General features: G+C 46.2%; 17 protein-coding genes. 1 reads left to right on the forward strand and 16 read right to left on the reverse strand.

All coding sequences use genetic code 11. The annotated features are described in order from the left end of the window. The first annotated feature begins 134 nt into the window (after positions 1–134). Positions 135–1,358, forward strand: a complete 1,224-nt coding sequence (locus BM613_RS01705) for a cation:proton antiporter (RefSeq protein ID WP_109429423.1) — start codon at positions 135–137, stop codon at positions 1,356–1,358. Positions 1,359–1,456: 98 nt separating this feature from the next. Here the strand turns inward: BM613_RS01705 and ytxJ are convergent, their stop codons facing one another. The 16 genes from ytxJ to BM613_RS01785 all read right to left on the reverse strand — a co-directional run bounded on the left by ytxJ (position 1,457) and on the right by BM613_RS01785 (position 18,705). Further along, positions 1,457–1,786 carry a bacillithiol system redox-active protein YtxJ gene (gene ytxJ, locus BM613_RS01710; RefSeq protein WP_109429424.1) on the reverse strand — a complete coding sequence of 110 codons (330 nt, stop codon included), beginning with the start codon at positions 1,784–1,786 and terminating at the stop codon, positions 1,457–1,459. Between the two features lie 148 nt (positions 1,787–1,934). After that, positions 1,935–2,918 carry a resuscitation-promoting factor gene (locus tag BM613_RS01715; protein WP_181362823.1) on the reverse strand — a complete coding sequence of 328 codons (984 nt, stop codon included), beginning with the start codon at positions 2,916–2,918 and terminating at the stop codon, positions 1,935–1,937. 251 nt (positions 2,919–3,169) lie between these two features. Then, positions 3,170–3,574 carry a hypothetical protein gene (locus BM613_RS01720; RefSeq protein WP_109429426.1) on the reverse strand — a complete coding sequence of 135 codons (405 nt, stop codon included), beginning with the start codon at positions 3,572–3,574 and terminating at the stop codon, positions 3,170–3,172. 120 nt (positions 3,575–3,694) lie between these two features. Next, positions 3,695–4,369: a PilW family protein gene (locus BM613_RS01725; protein ID WP_181362824.1), complete on the reverse strand. Its 675-nt coding sequence runs from the start codon at positions 4,367–4,369 to the stop codon at positions 3,695–3,697. A gap of 70 nt (positions 4,370–4,439) precedes the next feature. Beyond that, positions 4,440–4,838: a type IV pilus modification PilV family protein gene (locus BM613_RS01730; RefSeq protein WP_109429428.1), complete on the reverse strand. Its 399-nt coding sequence runs from the start codon at positions 4,836–4,838 to the stop codon at positions 4,440–4,442. 45 nt (positions 4,839–4,883) lie between these two features. After that, positions 4,884–5,447 carry a hypothetical protein gene (locus tag BM613_RS01735; protein WP_181362825.1) on the reverse strand — a complete coding sequence of 188 codons (564 nt, stop codon included), beginning with the start codon at positions 5,445–5,447 and terminating at the stop codon, positions 4,884–4,886. A gap of 57 nt (positions 5,448–5,504) precedes the next feature. Then, entirely contained in the window at positions 5,505–6,299 is a 795-nt protein-coding gene (locus tag BM613_RS01740) for a hypothetical protein (RefSeq protein ID WP_109429430.1), read from the reverse strand. After that, positions 6,296–7,327 carry a type IV pilus biogenesis protein PilM gene (gene pilM, locus BM613_RS01745; RefSeq protein WP_109429431.1) on the reverse strand — a complete coding sequence of 344 codons (1,032 nt, stop codon included), beginning with the start codon at positions 7,325–7,327 and terminating at the stop codon, positions 6,296–6,298. Before pilM ends, BM613_RS01740 begins: the two co-directional genes overlap by 4 nt. Before the next feature lie 53 nt (positions 7,328–7,380). Further along, entirely contained in the window at positions 7,381–8,112 is a 732-nt protein-coding gene (locus tag BM613_RS01750; protein ID WP_109429432.1) for a prepilin peptidase, read from the reverse strand. Between the two features lie 129 nt (positions 8,113–8,241). Further along, positions 8,242–8,775: a type II secretion system protein gene (locus tag BM613_RS01755; RefSeq protein WP_181362826.1), complete on the reverse strand. Its 534-nt coding sequence runs from the start codon at positions 8,773–8,775 to the stop codon at positions 8,242–8,244. A gap of 221 nt (positions 8,776–8,996) precedes the next feature. Then, the gene (locus tag BM613_RS01760; RefSeq protein ID WP_109429434.1) at positions 8,997–10,205 is read right to left on the reverse strand and encodes a type II secretion system F family protein; all 1,209 of its coding nucleotides are present in this window, start codon (positions 10,203–10,205) and stop codon (positions 8,997–8,999) included. Positions 10,206–10,275: 70 nt separating this feature from the next. Next, complete coding sequence (locus BM613_RS01765; RefSeq protein ID WP_425450676.1) at positions 10,276–11,352, reverse strand: type IV pilus twitching motility protein PilT; 1,077 nt, start codon at positions 11,350–11,352, stop codon at positions 10,276–10,278. A gap of 12 nt (positions 11,353–11,364) precedes the next feature. Next, positions 11,365–13,029, reverse strand: a complete 1,665-nt coding sequence (locus BM613_RS01770; RefSeq protein ID WP_109429603.1) for a GspE/PulE family protein — start codon at positions 13,027–13,029, stop codon at positions 11,365–11,367. A gap of 208 nt (positions 13,030–13,237) precedes the next feature. Further along, positions 13,238–14,656 carry a UDP-N-acetylmuramate--L-alanine ligase gene (gene murC, locus BM613_RS01775; RefSeq protein ID WP_281267801.1) on the reverse strand — a complete coding sequence of 473 codons (1,419 nt, stop codon included), beginning with the start codon at positions 14,654–14,656 and terminating at the stop codon, positions 13,238–13,240. Beyond that, the gene (locus BM613_RS01780) at positions 14,638–16,002 is read right to left on the reverse strand and encodes a bifunctional folylpolyglutamate synthase/dihydrofolate synthase (protein ID WP_109429437.1); all 1,365 of its coding nucleotides are present in this window, start codon (positions 16,000–16,002) and stop codon (positions 14,638–14,640) included. The genes murC and BM613_RS01780 overlap by 19 nt, the downstream gene beginning before the upstream one ends. 12 nt (positions 16,003–16,014) lie before the next feature. Further along, the gene (locus BM613_RS01785) at positions 16,015–18,705 is read right to left on the reverse strand and encodes a valine--tRNA ligase (RefSeq protein WP_281267802.1); all 2,691 of its coding nucleotides are present in this window, start codon (positions 18,703–18,705) and stop codon (positions 16,015–16,017) included. Positions 18,706–18,947 lie beyond the last annotated feature (242 nt).

Consider the following 18,947-nt stretch of genomic DNA (forward strand, 5'->3'; position numbering starts at 1 on the left):
ATGAGCCTAGCGTCTAATCTATGAGTTCTACTTGTAAGACGAAAATGCTGTACGACTTTGTTCACGGATTCTGATCTTCTGCACAAAACTTTTGAAACATATGCTATAAGGACATCCCTAAGGAGGTGACCGCTTTGCTCTCATCGCCCTTTTTCACCTTTTCATCCGTGTTTGTCATCGCTTTTGCGATGCCGATTGTCGCACTCCTGATTCCACAACTGCGCATACCCACTGCAATTCTTGAAATCATAAGTGGATTGCTCGTTGGTCGCGGCGGATTTCACCTCATTTTGCCTCCAGATTGGATGCGGGTCATTACAAAGGTAGGCCTTCTCTACCTCATGTTTTTAGCCGGTTTAGAAATTCGCATTCCCTTAAAACGCAAAGACAAAGTTTCAAGCGAAGTAACAAAACCCGTCCAAACAGGTGGAATCACAACAATAGCGCTGGCAGTCGTCAATTTTCTTGCAACTGCTGCACTTGCCCTCTTCGCTGGCCATCTTTTGTGGCAACTGAAACTAACTCAAAGTCCAGTCCTCACTGCACTTATTTTTGCCACCACATCCCTTGGCGTTGTGGTGCCCATTTTAAAGGAAACAGAACTAATCGATCAGCCACTCGGGCAAGCTCTTCTCTTATCGTCTTTACTCGCTGATTTCGTAACCGTCTTTTTTGCCTCTTGGGTGCTTCATAGTCCTACGCGTCCCCAGGGAGATTTGCGTCTGCAGATGGCTGTACTCACAGGACTAGGTCTCCTCATCTTTTTTGTGGGACGGTTCGCACTCAGAGTACTTAATTTGCGTCAGCGCATCGTGCGTGTCTCTCAATTAGGCGTTCGTGCTGCCCTGGCCATTATGGCTGTTTGCGGCGCAGCAGCACTTGCATTACATGCAGAAGTCATACTTGGAGGATTCGTCGGAGGACTCGTCTGTTCATTACTCGCACAGGATGAACATGACATCTTGCGCAGCAAATTAGAAATTCTAGGATATTCACTCTTTCTCCCCATGTTTTTTGTCACGGTCGGGATGGAACTTGACCTCAGCCACGTTCAGTTCAATTCAGTTCTAACCAACCTTCCACTCTACGTACTTCTTGCATTTCTCGTTAAAATTGGTGCAGCCGCGGCATTTCGCCCTACTTTCTCTTGGCGCGAGACGATCGCTGGAGGTGTTTTGATGTCAACGCGGTTTACCCTTGTCATCGCAGTTACAACCGTTGCAGCTCGAATTGGCATAATCGGTGGAACAGAGGAAGGTCTTCTCATCGCAACTGCGATGGTCACCGTTTTACTTGGACCCTTGCTCTTTAACTACATGTCACGACCACGTAAAATAGCACCCACAGTCACTTCCTAACATTCAATAAGCGGGATAAAGACACCTCTGCCTTCTACCCGCTTTTTCGTGATACACGTTTTCGCAAAGCTTGATACAACTTCGCTCACCGAATAACATCAGACATATTTGGACACGGCTTCTACCAGACTCTGCTCAGTAATACTACCATGTGAAGTATGCCACAGTACGTGATTCTCTTTGACAAGAATCACTTGCGGTGAAGCGTGTGCAACATGCAAACTATCCGCTAATTTTAAAGAAAAGGGGCGTGCCTCCCGTACTTTTACCATAAAAATAGGGAGCAAGCCCTTTTGCTCAAAACGCATCACCTCATGATATGCCGCTGCACTGATCGGACAAGTCGTACTATGTTTAAAGATAAAATAAGGGGATGCTTGTTTACTGGTTTGCTCGATCCACTCTGCTTCTGTCTTCAATTCAATCATTAGCCAATCACCCTTCCCTTTTCACGGATCTCGCTGACTTAGAAATGCGAATGAGGGGAGCTTTTCGCTCCCCTCGGTCTTACGGCGCTGTCTTCTCCCTGCGTTTAACCCCTTCCCCAACACTCCTGCGCGACGCCTATGCATTACATCATGATGAAGATCCCAGTATGTAAACCTTTACCATTTGGCGTCCAAAGTCAATCGCTTGGGGTACAGAGTTAAAGCACAAGTCGATGCGATACCCCTGAATCGCACTACCTGTATCGTTTGCCACAGCAAAACCATAACCCGGAATATACAACTTTGTACCAAGTGGAATCACACTTGGATCTACTGCAACATCTCCATACCCAGCTGGAGCACCAGTTGCTGTATAGCCACCGGGATTTGCGTATGCTGTCGCAACGACAGTGAGTACTTCGTTTGCGACGAGTGAAGCATCACTTCTCGACATTACGGGAGCTTGTGGGGCCGTTCCCACGTCAATAATCTCATTGATCGGTCGCTGTAGCACTTTTTTGGTTTGACGCGTGTAAACGAGCTTCCCGTTAATGTAATGTCTTTGCGTAGTAATCAGTGCCATCCCGTTCTCACCAGTGCGGACAACAACATCGTCTCCCGCCGGGTATTGGCTAGAAGATCTACGCTCTACAACATAGGGAATGACTTCTTTCTGTGTTTCAACAACAGTTTGCAACTTGGTTACGACAATATCCATCCCTGGTTTGATCTTCTCATCAAGTGGGACATTCAACTTGTCGTTTGGCCCCAAACGCACATGCGCCTGTGCCAAAAATTCCCTTACCGTATTTGCGAGTGTATGCATTGTAACAGGAGGATTCGCTCCATCGCGAAAAACCACCTGTTTCGCTTTTCTAACGACGATCTTCATTCCATTTTGAAGTAGTGTCGCTCTTGCTGGTTCAACCAAATCGTAATCTGTGATATGAATGCCTTCTTGGGCTAGAAACTGAGCTACTGTTTCCCCAGCGTATGTGCCTTCTTGGAGCACATGCCCATCCACCACCACATCGACAGACTTGTACGATGCCATGCCTGTCGTCAATCCTAGCGCCACAAGTGCCGCTGACGTAACCATGACACCATACTTGGTTCGGCGGAACTTCTGCACCTGACCACCTCTTTTCACGTATGAAAACCTTACGGAAAAGGGGCAAAGCATCAGACAGCGCCTACTGCCTATCAAACTAGCTTGTAGTATACCGATCGATCCGCCATTGTGCAATGGGGACAGATGGTATTTATTCATACCATACACAAGCAAGCTTACAACTGCATACTGGGTAACTCCTTTTCTTTTCTTAACCGTATGCTGTGCTTTCGTTTTATAGACCGCTAGATTGATCGTTTTCGCTATACAAATTACTTTTTATTACCATTTATACTTGAGACAAATTGTTCTAGCAAAACTGTTCGATCTCCACTAACGCCTGTGGATGTAATCAAATATCCTTGACTCTCAGGAGAAACAGATACTCGAAAAATCGCGCTCTCCATTTTAAAAGCAAGTAACTTATTTTTCTCACTAGACGTGAAATATTTGCCATGCCCCTTATCAATTCTATATTCAGCAACCTGAATCCCAGCCTGTGCATTATAGAGTGCCTGCGTGTCATAAAGTGTGGTTTGAAATGACTGAGTAGGTGCCAACGTCATCATGAGAACCGCCATAATGAGGATAGACAAAACGGCAACCAAAAGTAAAACATTGATCAGAACCGCACCGCGATCATCATTGCGCAATGTTCGAACCCATCTCAAAATCAAACACCTCACTCTCATAAAAAGAGAATCAAATGATCATCAACTGCGCCCGCCTTCGCTTCACTCAAGATACGAGAATTTCTAAAATTATCGTGTTAAAGTCTCAGAAAAATTTCATTAGATTTACAAAAAATGCATAATTTGCTGCAAGAGTTGGAGCCCTTCTTTAAGAATTAGCTCTAACCAATAGAAAAATTCCATCCCCCAAGGTTGTCCAGGTTGTCCAGGTTGTCCAGGTTGTCCAGGTTGTCCAGGTTGTCCAGGTTGTCCAGGTTGTCCAACCACGTTTGCGCGAAAATAAATCGGTATTGAATGGCCTAGTTGTATCGTAAATTCCAAAGAATCATTTGGGACAGCACCAAATTGAATATAGTCTCTACTTGTCAACAAATCATCTTGAATGTTTCCACTCGATAAAAGCAGGTGATCGGTTTGATTCCCACTCGAAATGCTGGTAATCTCAAGAGTAGGCTTGGAATGGAAAGTAGATGGGACAAAATGAGGATCTGCATATTCCTGTTGACCAAGCTCTTTCATCGTGAAGATGATGGATGAATTTGATGAAAGGGTCACTGCACGTGCATCTTGTGATAGTTCTTGAAACATCGTCGTCAGTGCTAATTCTTCTTGATTTTGCGTGGACTCTTCTGTAATTGTTGAATACCACTTAAGTATATCCGTGGACAGAAAATAAACGGTGGAAAGAACAAGTGCACTGATGGAAAGCGAGACAAGAAGCTCAACCAGCGTGATTCCTTCCTCATTCTTTAAAGAAAAAACACGAGTTGACTCTTTCAAGACTCTCTTCCAACGCAAAAGGATATCCACGAACTATTCCTTCCTTTTCACCTACAAGTTTGATTGTTCTTCAATTCGACAAGTATACGGTGAGTTGTACAAGATGGCGTTGTCGATTGCCTCGAGCGTCCCAAGAAACGGTGATTTGGTCTGCATGCAAATCAGGATCCAATTCATGTATGTTTTCTCTTGTACTCAATTTATCATATATCGCATAGGTAATTCCGCGAATCGTAACCTGCTTGTCAATTTGTGTCGCAGCCGTTCCATTCATTAGTTGTATTGCTGCTTTACGAGCAAGTTCGAGTGCTTGCACACGCTGTGTCGTCACGCCCACTTGATGTAAAGAAGTGATCGCAAAGGTTGCAAATCCCACTGCAATCATACTGAGAATGACGACAGACACAAGTACTTCTACCAGTGTCATCCCAGAATCTCTGTGTCGACGATGCACATCGATCTCGAGCATCAGGCTACCTCCTTTATGATCCGCGTAGATTACGAAGATTTTCGATCACGACTGCGCGGATACATCGCGGTAATACAATGCGCAATGAAGGGTCGCCGTGCTCTGTTGCCCTCGTTGCATTTGTGCAATATCGACTTCATCTACTGCAGTAGGACGCGGTTCATGTTCAAGCTCTTTAACAAATTGCAAGATACTTTCCGTTTTTCCTTGAATCGATAATTGAACAGAGAGGCTGTGAATGATCGAATTCGCTTGATTATTGGGCATACCTTGCATCGCACCTGTCGAATTGCCATTTAAATCAATTGCACCTTGTGGTCCAAAAGTAAAGGACGTGATCACAACTTGTGTCTGATTGGCAACCTGCTCCATCGTAACCAAGATGCTTGGAATATCTGTGAAAGTAGGGAGTGCTGCAATCTGCTCCTGCGCATGATGGATCGATGACTGAGGTAAGCTATGTAACCTACTGCTTAATGTCTGTATTTGCGAGTTAGCCTGAAATAATAAGTCCTGCTCCTGCTGTTCTGTCACTGTAGCAGTGGCATTTAATTCGGTAAACATCACCGCGATAACGAGCAGGAAAAACCATGCGATAAATTCTTTCATATAGCTCTGAAAGGATCCCCATACCTGTCGAATCACGCCTCGCATCTCGTCCATCTCCTACCTATTTGCCATCTGAGCTCTTAACTCTTGTTCGTTTACCTGTAAAGAGAGCGTGACTTCAACCGGAGGATGGCTCGTCATCGTAGAGCTTATATCCCTAGTTTCTGACACCTGTTGTGAATGGAAAAAAGCGGCCAAGAGTGATTCCAGGCTACTTTCTGTAGCAGTCACTGTATGATGTAAAGAAGAAGGGGACTCGACAACAGGCGAATTCTTTGAAGAAAGTGAAGCACCTGTAGTTTGAGGCACATGGTGTGCATTCGTAGTTGAAGTTGACATTCCCAGTGTAGTTCCTGCCGTCGATAGTGCTGATGGATTACTAGAATACGGATCTGTAACAGTAGAAACTTGCACATCTTGAAAAACCGGATTGTGGTATAGCGCAGTTAAAAAAGTGGCTGCCTCCTGATACGTATAAAGATAGGCTATCGCAGTGATTCTCCCACTCACATCTGCAATCGAACCAAGCTCACACGAAGCGGGTAAATCATTCTGAAGTTCTGAAATTGCTTCTTCTGGTAGCGGAAGCGTGGCATCTAGTGTTTTTACCTGCTCGACGAATTGCTCTTTTGCTTGTAGCTTTTGTGCAACAGCGACGCTTTGTGAAAGTGGACGAAGAGTACTCTGTGCAGCTATATATTCTGCCGTTAACGTTCGAATAGAGAGGATCGTTGTATCATAAGTGATGCCACTTTCCAAGGCGAAAATAAATAAAATTGCAAACACAATCCAAAAAAGTAAGACGCGCCTACGCAAAGCTGGCGGAGGCGGGGGGAGTAAATTAATCCTCATTGGGAGACCTCCGACAAAGCAAGTCCAGCAGCCACAAGAGCCCCATGTAAGAGTTCTGCAGAATGCACCCCTCTACTCTTTTTTTGATCCGCGTCCGACTGCATATGCAAAACACCAAGTTGCGGAGAAATTACCTGTACGGTTTGTTCTAAGCGACTTTGTAAAGCTGCAATGACCGCTGATGCATAAAATGGAGAGCCAAACACATAGACATGTTCAATATGTGAATCTGCTTGAATGACATTATAGTGGAAGAAATTGAGCGATCGTTCGATTTCATGGCTCATATCAGATGCAAATCCCATAAGTTGTGATTCTTCAATTCCTGACTCAGCATAAAGTCCATAATCTGCTGGCAACAATTGCACTTGCCGCAAAAAAATTAGATCAGATCGATCAAAAACACCGAGTTCCGCCCCATATTGGCGCAGGATCACAATCGCATAAAGGCCGCTTTGCACCTCTTTTATTCCAAGCATTCGTTGCGCAGCTAATAATGTCGGCTCCATGCGAATAGGCCGCAGTCCGGCAGCGCGAATCCAATCGCTAATTCGTATGACATCTTCTCGCGGCAGAACCAACAAAATGATATCTTGTTCTCCCTCTTGTCGGGATAGTACATGATTTCCAGAAGACACGGCAAAATCGTAAACGGGGTCTTCAAACGGAAGTTGCAAAGAATGTGTAAGTTCTGTCTGCACGGCAAGACGAAGTAAGCGATTGGACATTGAAGGTAAGGAAAGATGTCGTAACAACAAATGATCCGATGGAGCAGAAACGACAACCTTTCTCCCCTTCCAGTGATTCTCTTTCACCACCTGTGCAAGCGTCTCAGTAAACAGTTCTCGCTTTTCCTCATCAAGCCATCGCCCTTCTTCATTAAGGCGTCTCCAAACTAATTTTTTTAACTCTTGCTGAGCGAGTAATTTAGAGGAACGAAATTTCAGTTCAGAGACAACAAACAGGTCCCCGTTCAAGTCGAGGCCCAGTGGCAAGGAGCGAGGCCGCTCCAAATGAAGAAGTGCCATAACAAACATCCTTTCATTGCAAAAAACAAATGGAATCTATCTGTCACGCAGAGTTACGAAAATTGTCCCATGTACCATGCGATAAAAGAACTCCCATACAGATGAATAAAAATGGCCGCACTCGCGATATAAGGACCAAAAGGAATCGCTGCTCGCTTTTGCAGCTTCCCAATCAGACGCAGAACTATTCCGACTCCCGCACCTAAAACGGAAGCGAGAAGCAAAGTAAACACAGTCTGAGCAAACCCTACATATAATCCAACCAAGAAAAATAGCTTCGCATCGCCAAATCCCATTCCCCCCTTGCTGATGAGAGCAATCGAATAAATAAGTAGAAAACCTATGAACGCACCCATAAGATAGGAACCCATGCCAAGAGGATGGAAGAAGAGACGAAGCACAAACAGCAGAGAAATACTTGGCAGTACAATTTGATTTGGCAGACGAAAAGTGAGAAAATCCGAGACTGATACAATTACAAGAATACTCGTTGTAAAAAGTGCAATAAGAAATTCAGGCGTCCACCGAAAATGTAACCATGTAAGGACAAAGAAGACCCCTGTCACAATTTCAACAAGCGGATATAAAACAGAAACTGACGAATGACAAGTTCTACACTTTCCGCGCAATAGCAACCATGAAATCACAGGGATCAACTCATAGGCTGCCAATTTCCTCCCACAAGCCGGACAATGCGACGGGGGAGTCACGATCGACTCCCCTTTTGGGACTCTCATCCCCACCACACCAAAAAACGACCCGAAAACCAGCCCATAAATGCCCATCAAAACTGCGACAAGAGTAACGATATTTCATGCACCCTCTAAACTTGCAATCCGATCACAGACAAATCCGAGGAAGTTCAGGACCTGGCTCCTCTTTCCCTAACGTTTCATCCAGAAAAACGACTGCTGTTAGTTCTGTTGTGTCAATCGAATACTCGTATTCGTTAAATTTTTCTCGGGTGTAGGCGTCATCCCACCCGCGGTACCACCCTCTGCCTCAATAACACTAGAGTTAGTAGAATTGCCATTTCCCTCGCTTGAAACTAAAAGGTATCCGTGTGCGTGAGGTGTCGTACCATAATACATAGCTGTACTCCAACCATCATTAAAGGATTGTACATTCAAGTATGGACCATAGGTAGTATTATTTGATGTAGTAGAATGGGTAAGGTCGCTTAAACTTGTTGGATATTTCCCATTGTCAATCTCATAACGCTGCAGGGCTTCTTGAATGGTACTCATTGTCGTTTCTGTCGCGCTTATTTTTGAATTTGTCATCGCTCCAGAAATCGATGGAATTGCAATCGCAGCGATAATTCCAAGAATTGCGACCACTACGAGCAATTCAATTAAGGTGAGCCCTTCCTCTCGCTTTAAAGTATGCAAAATCTGAAAATGATTTATCGATTGCTTGATTTTGTTTCGAAGATTGTTGCGCATCATTCGATGCTTCCCCCTCAGATAGAGTCTCTTTATGTAATACGTCATACACGCCAAAGGCGGACTTAGACTTAGCAGTTTTTACTGTATTCATTATAGGCAATGCTAGATTTTGTTGTAAAGAGCGATCAATAGTCCATTCCTACTGATTCAGATTGATTTTTTGATTATTTATGATAAAAATTTGACATCAAACGTTTTTCTATCGTTCAGTCCCTTTTCCACTAGCTAATCGTTTTATAGAGAGAGAACTCAGGCAAAATCACAGCCATCACAATCGTACCAACTATAAGAGCCAATACGATGACCATGAGAGGCTCAATCAACGCTTTTAAACGATCTGCATAAGTTGAGACTTCAGCCTCATAAAAGTCTGCGATCTTCTCAAACATAAAGTCCATGTTTCCTGTCTCTTCACCAATCGCAATCATATGTGAAACAAGCGGGGGAAAGAGTTTGCTTTTGCCGATCGGCCCCGATAATGTCCCGCCTTTTTGGAGATTTTCACCTGCTTGCGTCAGCACTTCACCGATTGCTCGATTCCCGACCACAGCATCTACAATCTCGAGGACCTCCATAATAGGAACTGCGCTTCTTAGCAAAGAGCTCATCGTTCGCGCCAACCGCGCAATCAAAGATTTTTTGATTAACACCCCAAAAACAGGAATGCGCAATTTCAAGTAATCAAGAAATCTGTGATAGGATCGTTTGGTCTTCAAGTATACGTGTCCACCATAACCGATTCCCACAACTAGGAGTAGACCCCACCAAGCATGTTCTATCGTTGCACTAGCTCCAAGCACGATGCGGGTTGGCAAAGGCAGTTGTTGATGAAAGGAAGCAAATACGCCTATAAACGACGGCACAATTTTAACAAGTAAAAAGATCGTGACCAACACCGCCACAATTCCGACAACGATCGGATAAGTAAGTGCAGATTTAATTTTTTCTCGCGTCTCATTTTCGCGCTCAAAAAAGTTCGCAATCCGCTCGAGGATTTCGTCTAAATTCCCAGCCACTTCACCAGCTCGTACCATATGAATAAAAATCGGCGGAAAAATATCTGTATGCTCAGCAGTTGCTGCAGAGAATGCCCGTCCGCTCGCAAGCGCACTTCCCATCTCTGTTAGCGCTTGTCGCAATGGTTTTGCTTCACTTTGCTCAGCTAAGATGCGAACACTCTCGATAATGGTCACACCCGCTCGAATTAAGGTGGCGAATTGACGGCAAAATGCTGTGAAATCTTTTAACTTTACTTTAGCCCCAAAATAGATTTCTTGTCTCCACCAAACATCAACTTGCTCTTTCACCGAGAGGACATATACGCCTTCCTCACGCAACGCTGCGATCGCCGTTTGCTCACTTTGCGCTTTTTTCACTCCGCGTTTGCGTTTTCCGTCCCGCGTCAATGCTAGATACGCGTAATCCGGCATCCCCGATCAACCATCCTCAATTCAGTATCAAACTACAATGAACTTCTGCTGCCACGCTTTGCATCATCGATTAAAGCAAAGACAAACCACTCGCCCATTCGGCTGCATACTGACGAATTTGTGCCTCACTAATGCGTTTACTCTGCAACAATTCCCGCAAGCTCATTTCCATCGTCTGCATGCCATACATTTTCCCTGTTTGCATCGCCGTGCGAATCTGGTGAACTTTCTCAGACCGAATTAAATTAGCCACAGCTGGCGTGTTCACAAGAATCTCGCTTGCTGCCACACGCGACTTCCCATCCACCGTTGGAATGAGACGCTGAGAAACAACACCGAGAATCACACTTGCTAACTGAAAGCGAATCTGCTGCTGTTGCCCAGGGGGAAAAACATCAATCATGCGATCGATCGATTGCGGTGCATCTGGCGTATGTAACGTAGCAAATACTAAATGTCCTGTCTCTGCGGCTGTAATCGCCGTCGTCATCGTTTCCAGGTCGCGCATCTCACCAACAAGTAAGACGTCTGGATCTTGGCGTAAAGCGGCGCGCAATCCTTGTGCAAAAGACATCGTATCAATTCCCACTTCGCGTTGATCAATCACTGAACGCTCATGCCGATGCAGATATTCAATTGGATCCTCAAGTGTAATAATGTGTCGTTTTTGCGTCTGATTAATCGCGTCGATCAGCGCCGCAAGCGTTGTCGACTTTCCGCTTCCAGTTGGGCCTGTCACTAAAACGAGCCCTTGTTGTCGATCAGCAAAAGCGCGTATCACTGACGGCAATCCTAAGCTTTCAAACGATGGTACATGCGTGGGCACCATCCGTACAGCAAGGCTGTAACATCCGCGCTGGCGAAATGCGTTCATGCGAAATCGCGACACACCTGGCAGACTGAATGAAAAGTCAATCTCCCCGGTCGTAACAAGATGTTGCCACTGTTCAGCATTAAGTAGTTCGCGCACCATCGCCTCAGTTTTTTCTGCTCGCAGAGATTCACTTTGCTGAACACGCAGTTCACCTGCGATGCGAAAAACTGGCGGTGATCCTACCGTAAGGTGCAAGTCCGACGCATTTTGACTTACGGCATCTTGCAAGAGTTCGAGAATTTGACTCAAACCAAACGCCCCTCTATCTTTCACTTTTTCACACACTTAACGCAACGCGACGCGCACAACTTCTGCAATGGTCGTAAGTCCCTGTGCGGCCTTTTCTAATCCATCTTCTAATAGCGTGTGAAATCCTAGTTCTTTTGCATGCATCTGTATCTCTTCACTATGTGCACCACGAGCGATCATGCCACGCAGCATTTCATCGACCTCAAGCACTTCATGGATCGCGAGGCGTCCTTTATAGCCTGTCTTTCCACATGCTGAGCATCCTTTTCCATATACAAACGACTCCGCATTCATTTCGTAGCGAGCGAGTAACTCCCGCTCAAACGCACTTGGCTCCCTTAGCCCCTTGCACTCTTCACAAACCCTGCGCACCAGACGCTGAGCAATCACGCCTGTCAATGAAGACGCCACGAGAAAAGGGTCAATCCCCATATCAACAAGCCGTGCAACGGTGGAGAGAGCATCGTTTGTATGCAACGTAGATAGGACCAGATGCCCTGTTAGCGCCGCGCGCACTGCAATCTCAGCCGTCTCTGTATCACGAATCTCGCCAACCATCACGACATCAGGATCTTGTCGTAAAATCGCCCGCAATCCGCGAGCAAAAGTGAGCCCTGTCGTGACATTCACAGCTACCTGGTTTACACCGGTCAGTTGATATTCAACGGGATCTTCAATCGTGATGACATTTACTTCAGGCGTGCTTCGTTCCACAAGCCCCGCATAAAGCGTGGACGTCTTTCCGCTGCCAGTCGGACCTGTAATGAGTACAAGCCCATTTGCAGCAGACAACATCCGTTGATATGCAGCGAAATGGGCTGGACTAAATCCAAGATCTTGTACCCTTTGTAACCCGGATGTCAAATCAAGGACACGCATCACGATTTTTTCGCCGTGCAGCGTAGGTAGAATAGAGACTCGAACATCTACATCGCGCCCACTCAGTTGAATGCGAAAGCGCCCGTCTTGTGGCAAGCGATGCTCTGCGATATTCATATTTGCCATCACTTTCACCCGAGACGTCACAAGCTGTTGCATCTGCTTTGGCAAAATCTGTTCCTGGCGCATCATCCCATCAATTCGCATGCGCACAAAAAGTCCATCTTTCATGGGATCCAGATGAATATCACTTGCACGCCGATTTACCGCCTGACTGAGTAACTGATTGACCAGACGCACAACTGGAGAATCCTCATCTAAAAGTTCCGCATCTGCAGTTGCCGCAATATCCACTTGTGCCGATTGTTGCGCCTGTTCAAGCGATCCTTTCATTCCATACACACGCTCAACATAAAGACGCAACTCATCTTTAGCCGCGATGGCAGCTTCGATTTGAAAGCCGGTCGACATACGCAAATCGTCGATCGCATAGTAATCAAGTGGATCTGCCATCGCGACGAGTAACTTGTTGCGTTCCTTGCGCAGAGGCAAAACAACGTATTTTAATGCCAGTGCATCAGGCACAAGTGCCAAGATCGCAGGATCTAATTTCTCACGCGCTAAGGTTACATGCGGAATCCCTAGTTGAAATTCAAGGACTTCAATGAGCTGTTTCTCTGTGATAAAACCACACTGGATCAGTACATCCCCCAGCCGATCCTTAGTTCCCTTTTGCCGACGTAACGCCTCTTCCAACTGCTCTTTGCTAATCAATCCCGACTCATATAACAAATCGCCTAAGCGTTTGCGCGCCACCGCCACCAAACTCCATTTCTCTCCCCATTTTCCCTACATCTCATCCTCTGATGCAATTCGACATGATCCGCAAAAACCCTGCTGTGTGTTTTGTTCCCCTATCTAATTGAATTTCCGCCATCACTGATCTTATGAAAAAGGCGTGTCAATTGAATGATCAATCAACACGCCGTTGTTAACGTCCTTTTGTCCAACTCTACTCAGGATGCAGGTCTTAGCCGAGTTTTGCCAACGCACCCTTATCCTCAAACCAAGCAGATAACTCTTTTGCAACCTTCCATATATCCCCTGCCCCCATCGTGAGAACGAGGTCGCCTGGTTGCACATGCTCTTTCAAATAGGTCAAAATCTCGGCGTGCGTAGCAATAAATTTTGCCGTTTGATTGCTGTTTTCTCGCACCATTTCGGCAAGGCGCTGCGCATTGACACCAGGAATGGGATTTTCACCAGCAGGAGAATAAATCGTTGCAATAATGACGTCGTGCGCCTCTGTAAAGGCCTGTGTAAACTCATCAAATAAATGATAGGTGCGCGTATAGCGTTGAGGTTGGAACACAGCAAGAATCCGCTTGCCAGTCGCCTTAGCTGCTGCAATAATCGCTTTGATCTCCGTGGGATGGTGCGCATAATCATCGACAATCATGATGCCGTCGCGATCATAATGCACTTGAAAGCGCCGCAACGCACCGCGAAATAAGGCGAGTGCTTCTTTAATCACGACAAAAGGCACACCCACTTCAAGCGCAACAAGTGTCGCGGCCAGAGCGTTAGCGATATTGTGAACTCCTGGAACCTGCAGTTGCAGTTCTCCCAAATATTCTCCAAGCAAATACACATCAGAACGCGAACCGCGCCCATTTAGTTCTACCGCTTGCACCGTCAAATCAGCAACCGCCCCGCGCACAGAATACGTTTTTTTACGACATGGCACTTGAGTAAGCAGAGACTGAGCTTCTCCTTCATCTGCACAGGTAATCAACAGTCCATCTTTAGGAATGCGCTCTGCAAAGCGCCGATACGCTGCCTTTAACTGCTCAAATTGACCCCCGTAGTGCTCGAGATGATCTGCTTCGATGTTTGTAATGACTGCAATGGCTGGCTCATAATTTAAAAAGGACCCGTCACTTTCATCTGCTTCTGCAATCACGTAATTTCCCGAACCTGCTTTTGCGCCTGTATCGAGATTCGCTACGACACCCCCAACGAGAAACGTAGGGTCCAAGCCAGCTCGCTCTAAAATCCAAGAAACCATCGAAGTCGTTGTCGTCTTGCCATGCGCACCAGCAATGGCGATGCCAACACCTTCTTGCATTAATTGTGCCAACATCTGAGAGCGGTGCAAGATTGGAATCTGTGCTGCACGAGCTGCGACTAGCTCCACATTATCAGCAGATACGGCTGTTGTATAAACAACAAAATCTGCTCCCGCAATATGCTTTGCATCATGACCCTGGTACACAGTGGCACCGCGCTCGACAAGCCGCGCGATGTAATCCTGAGCCGCGACGTCCGACCCTGAGACCTCATAGCCCTTCTCTAACAGAATGCTTGCAATCGCACTCATGCCAGCGCCACCAATTCCAATGAAATGAATATGCGGCGCTGACGCTTTATCTACCTGTCCCACTGCCACTGCTTCTCCACCTCTCGCGCATACTTTCCTTCTGCTTGTTGCATAAATATCGCCTTCGCTTGTGCAACTGTGTACAAAGATCCCATAATACATAAAGGAAGTGACAAATCTTTAGCCAATCGTACCGCTCTTTGCACCGCGCTTGATACTTCACGCACAGTTTCTACCGGCACATCAGCTCCCACATGGTGCAAAACGACATCTTTCAAACGTTCAACCGGTGCAGCTCTTGGCACATCTGGCTCCGTGACGACAATATGCACACAGTCTTTGATGATCGCATGCACAATCCCCTCGATATCTTTATCCCCAAGCACTCCAATCACAAGCACAAAGCGGTCTATCGCAAGATCTTTCAGTGCCTGTGCTAAAGCGTGTGCAGCCGCGGGATTATGTGCTCCATCTAGTAAAACAAGCGGATCTTCCTGAATCACTTCAAGTCGTCCAGGCCACTTCGCCGTAGCGATCCCTGTGCGTACAGCCTCATCGCTGATTGCAAACCCACGTTCGCGCAACGCCTCCACCAAACCAAGCGCTATTGCAGCATTTTTCAATTGATGGGACCCTAGCATTCGTGTTTGCAATCCGAGATAGTCACGTCGCATGCCAAAATAGCTAAAGCGCTGTCCGCGAACGCCAAAACTGCCCTCAAAAACGACATGCAAGTCACGCGATAGAACCCATAATGGACTTTGTTGCTCATTTGCAATTCGTTCGATTACGGATAAAGCTTGCGAATCAGCTCCTGTGAATACCGGAATTTTTTTCTTTATAATACCAGACTTGTCAAAAGCAATTTCTTCTACACGTTTCCCTAAAATCTCCGTGTGGTCTAAAGCGACGTTCGTAAGCGCGCATACTTCTGGCCATACGACATTTGTTGCGTCATATCTGCCGCCAAGCCCCGTCTCTAGTACGACAAGATCGACGTTACGCGCTAAGAAAAACAACATCGAGACAGCCGTGATCACTTCAAACTCTGTCGGCTCAAGCAGTGGATTGCCTTCTACCGTCTGCGCCACACGCCGCACTTGCTCGGTAAACTGAACCAATTCAAACGCTGTAATTGGATCGCCATTTACACTCATACGCTCTGCAAAAGCTGTCAGATAAGGCGACGTATAAAGACCAACGCGATAACCGGCCGCTTGCAGAATTTGTGCTGTATAAACACAAGTAGATCCTTTGCCATTCGTTCCCGCTACATGTACAAAACGCAAGCGATCATGTGGAGAGCCTAACCCGTTTAGCAAGTACAGAATGCGTTCAAGACCAGGCTTTACTCCAAATCGCGCGCGTGATTGAATATACGCTAAAGTGGAACTCACATCGACAGATAGGCTCATATTCCTACCATCCTATTCCGCTTCTCGATCATTTGCCACTGAGAAGAGTCGCGCCCATTCCGCAGCTACTTTTTCAAGTTGTTGCTCATAATCATGTAGTTTTTCGCGCTCTTTTTCGACAATGGCCACTGGCGCCTTGGCAATAAAGTTTTCATTGGCCAGCTTTGTCTGCAGTCGCTTCACTTCAAATTCGAGATGCTTCTTTTCTTCACTCAAACGTGTTTTTTCGGCTGAGAGATCGACAAGTCCAGCTAATGAGAGAGCGATCTCTACATCTGCCAACACACTTGTCACCCGCTCTTCTGGAAATGCAGCATCTGGGTCAATGACAAGTAGAGACGGATTACATAAACGATTGATGTACGGAGCTGCCTGTTGCAAAACAGCTTGCCACTTTGCTTTGGGACGTAAGATCACTTCAACTTTTTTACTCAAAGCAATATTTTTTTCATGCCGCAATGTGCGAACTGAACGGATCACATCCATCACAAGAGCCATTCCGTCAGCAGCTGCAGGATCTTCGAACTCCTCAGTAAAGTTCGGCCAGGGAGCTAACATAATTGTCTTCCCATCGCGAGGTAGGGATTGCCAAATTTGTTCAGTTACAAACGGCATAAACGGATGCAACAAACGCAGAGCGTGATCTAATACGTAGGTAAGCGTCTTTTGTGTGGGTTCCTTTTGTCTTGCATCTGTACCATACAAATGTACTTTGGATAACTCAATATACCAATCACAAAAATCATTCCAGAAAAACTCGTAAATCGTTTTTCCAGCCTCTGCGAATTGGAATGCTTCGAGTTCCCGCGTCGCCTGACTCGTCGTTTCTTGTAAGCGATGTAAAATATAGCGATCTGCCAAAGTTCGTTCTTCAGGCGCTGGCAATCCATAGATCAACTCATTATCTAAATTCATCAAGACAAACCGCGAAGCATTCCAAATTTTTGTGACCAGTGCCTGCGCCGCTTCTACTCGCTCCATATAAAAGCGCATGTCCTGTCCAAGCGCAGCTCCCGTGACAAGCATAAAGCGTAGTGCATCCGCACTATACTTCTCAATCACATCCATCGGATCAATGCCATTGCCAAGACTTTTAGAAAATTTGCGCCCCTGATCATCCCTCACTAATCCGTGAATCAATACATACTCAAACGGGGGTTGGGACGTAAAAAAGAGCGACATAAAAATCATCCGGGCAACCCAAAAGTATATGATGTCAAAACCTGTAGAAAGCACCTGCGTAGGAAAATAGCGTGCCAAATCCCCCGCCTCATCTTCTGGCCATCCCATCGTTGAAAAGGGCCATAGTGCAGACGAAAACCAAGTATCCAGGACATCCTCATCTTGCGTTAAGCGTGAACTACCGCAATGTACACAGACCATCGGATCTTCCCGACTCACTGTAGTCCCTCCACAATCTGCACAATAAAATGCCGGAATGCGATGACCCCACCACAGTTGCCGAGAAATACACCAATCGCGAATGTTCGAAAGCCAGTGACTATATATTTTTGAGAAGCGGTCGGGAATAAATTGTGTTTTTCCAAGAGCGACAACTTCTTGTGCAGGGACAGCCAAGGGCTCCATCTTCACAAACCATTGTGTACTAAGCCAAGGTTCCACAACCGTTCCACAACGCTCACAGTGTCCAACCGCATGATGATGTTCTGTGCGTGTTAAAACACCTGCAGATACAAGTTCTGCAACGATTTTTTCACGGGCTTCAAAACGGTCTAGTCCGGCAAATTTTCCTGCATGCTCATTGAGCTTACCCTCTTTTGTCATGATGTTGATCGCTGCAAGTTGATGCCGCTGCCCCACCTCAAAATCATTGGGATCATGAGCTGGCGTAATTTTCACTGCCCCTGTTCCGAATTGGGGATCGACATAATCATCAGCGATCACAGGAATCTCACGTTCGCCAAAGGGAAGCCGCAAGCGTTTCCCAATCACATGGCGATAACGCTCATCTTCCGGATGAACTGCGACTGCAACATCTCCAAACAGCGTTTCCGGGCGTGTAGTAGCAATCGTAAGTGTACCTGACCCATCAACAAACGGATAGGAAATATGATATAAAGCACCGACCGTTTCTTCGTACTCGACTTCAATGTCAGAAAGTGCCGTTGTACAGCGCGGACACCAGTTAATAATATAGTTTCCGCGGTATATCAATCCCTTTTCATAGAGTGTGACAAAGACCTCACGCACGGCTTTTGACAACCCAGGATCCATCGTAAAACGTTCCCGCGACCAATCACAAGAAGCACCCAACCGGCGAATTTGCGAACGAATCACTTCAGCGTAACGCTCTTTCCAAGCCCACACACGCGAGACAAATGCATCGCGTCCCAAGTCGTGACGCGATCTACCTTCTTCTTTACTGACTTGCGCTTCTACACGAGTCTGTGTCGCAATCCCCGCATGATCTGTTCCTGGAATCCAAAGTGCATCATACCCTTGCATGCGCTTCATGCGAATGATCAGATCCTGAATCGTATTATCAAGCGCATGCCCCAAATGCAAAACCCCAGTGACATTGGGAGGCGGCATAACGATTGTAAACGGTTTTTTCTGCGCATCTCCTGTCGCTCTGAAAAATCCTTCCTGCATCCACCATTCATAAATACGGTTTTCCATTTCTTGCGCATGATAGACACCGAGCGGTGATTCTTGATTTTTCATAGCACTTTGATCTGACATCCTAACCCCTCCTCAAAACTGCACAAAAAGAAAAAACCTTTCGTCCTTGAAGGACGAAAGGATGAACTTCCGCGGTACCACCTTACATTTTGTACGCCAAAGCGAACAACACTCAAAGCGATAAGGAGCTACCCCCAACCTAGCGTTTCTTTAGCTAACGAACCGACATTCCCTGCGCATCAGCCAGAGAGCTTTCAACCACGGCTCCCCTCTCTGTAGACCTAGAGCGCACGTACTCCTGT

Origin of the sequence: Sulfoacidibacillus thermotolerans (genome assembly GCF_003144315.1) — a bacterium.
Taxonomy (GTDB): Bacteria; Bacillota; Bacilli; order Alicyclobacillales; family SLC66; genus Sulfoacidibacillus; species Sulfoacidibacillus thermotolerans.

Excerpts from the sequence above, each read along its gene's own strand:
- BM613_RS01740 (WP_109429430.1), bottom strand. The coding sequence starts at position 6,299 with ATGAGGATTAATTTACTCCCCCCGCCTCCGCCAGCTTTGCGTAGGCGC.
- BM613_RS01780 (WP_109429437.1), bottom strand. The coding sequence starts at position 16,002 with ATGAGCCTATCTGTCGATGTGAGTTCCACTTTAGCGTATATTCAATCA.
- ytxJ (WP_109429424.1), bottom strand. The coding sequence starts at position 1,786 with ATGATTGAATTGAAGACAGAAGCAGAGTGGATCGAGCAAACCAGTAAA.
- BM613_RS01785 (WP_281267802.1), bottom strand. The coding sequence starts at position 18,705 with ATGTCAGATCAAAGTGCTATGAAAAATCAAGAATCACCGCTCGGTGTC.
- BM613_RS01760 (WP_109429434.1), bottom strand. The coding sequence starts at position 10,205 with ATGCCGGATTACGCGTATCTAGCATTGACGCGGGACGGAAAACGCAAA.
- BM613_RS01750 (WP_109429432.1), bottom strand. The coding sequence starts at position 8,112 with ATGGGCATTTATGGGCTGGTTTTCGGGTCGTTTTTTGGTGTGGTGGGG.
- BM613_RS01730 (WP_109429428.1), bottom strand. The coding sequence starts at position 4,838 with ATGCTCGAGATCGATGTGCATCGTCGACACAGAGATTCTGGGATGACA.
- BM613_RS01735 (WP_181362825.1), bottom strand. The coding sequence starts at position 5,447 with ATGAAAGAATTTATCGCATGGTTTTTCCTGCTCGTTATCGCGGTGATG.
- pilM (WP_109429431.1), bottom strand. The coding sequence starts at position 7,327 with ATGGCACTTCTTCATTTGGAGCGGCCTCGCTCCTTGCCACTGGGCCTC.
- BM613_RS01755 (WP_181362826.1), bottom strand. The coding sequence starts at position 8,775 with ATGATGCGCAACAATCTTCGAAACAAAATCAAGCAATCGATAAATCAT.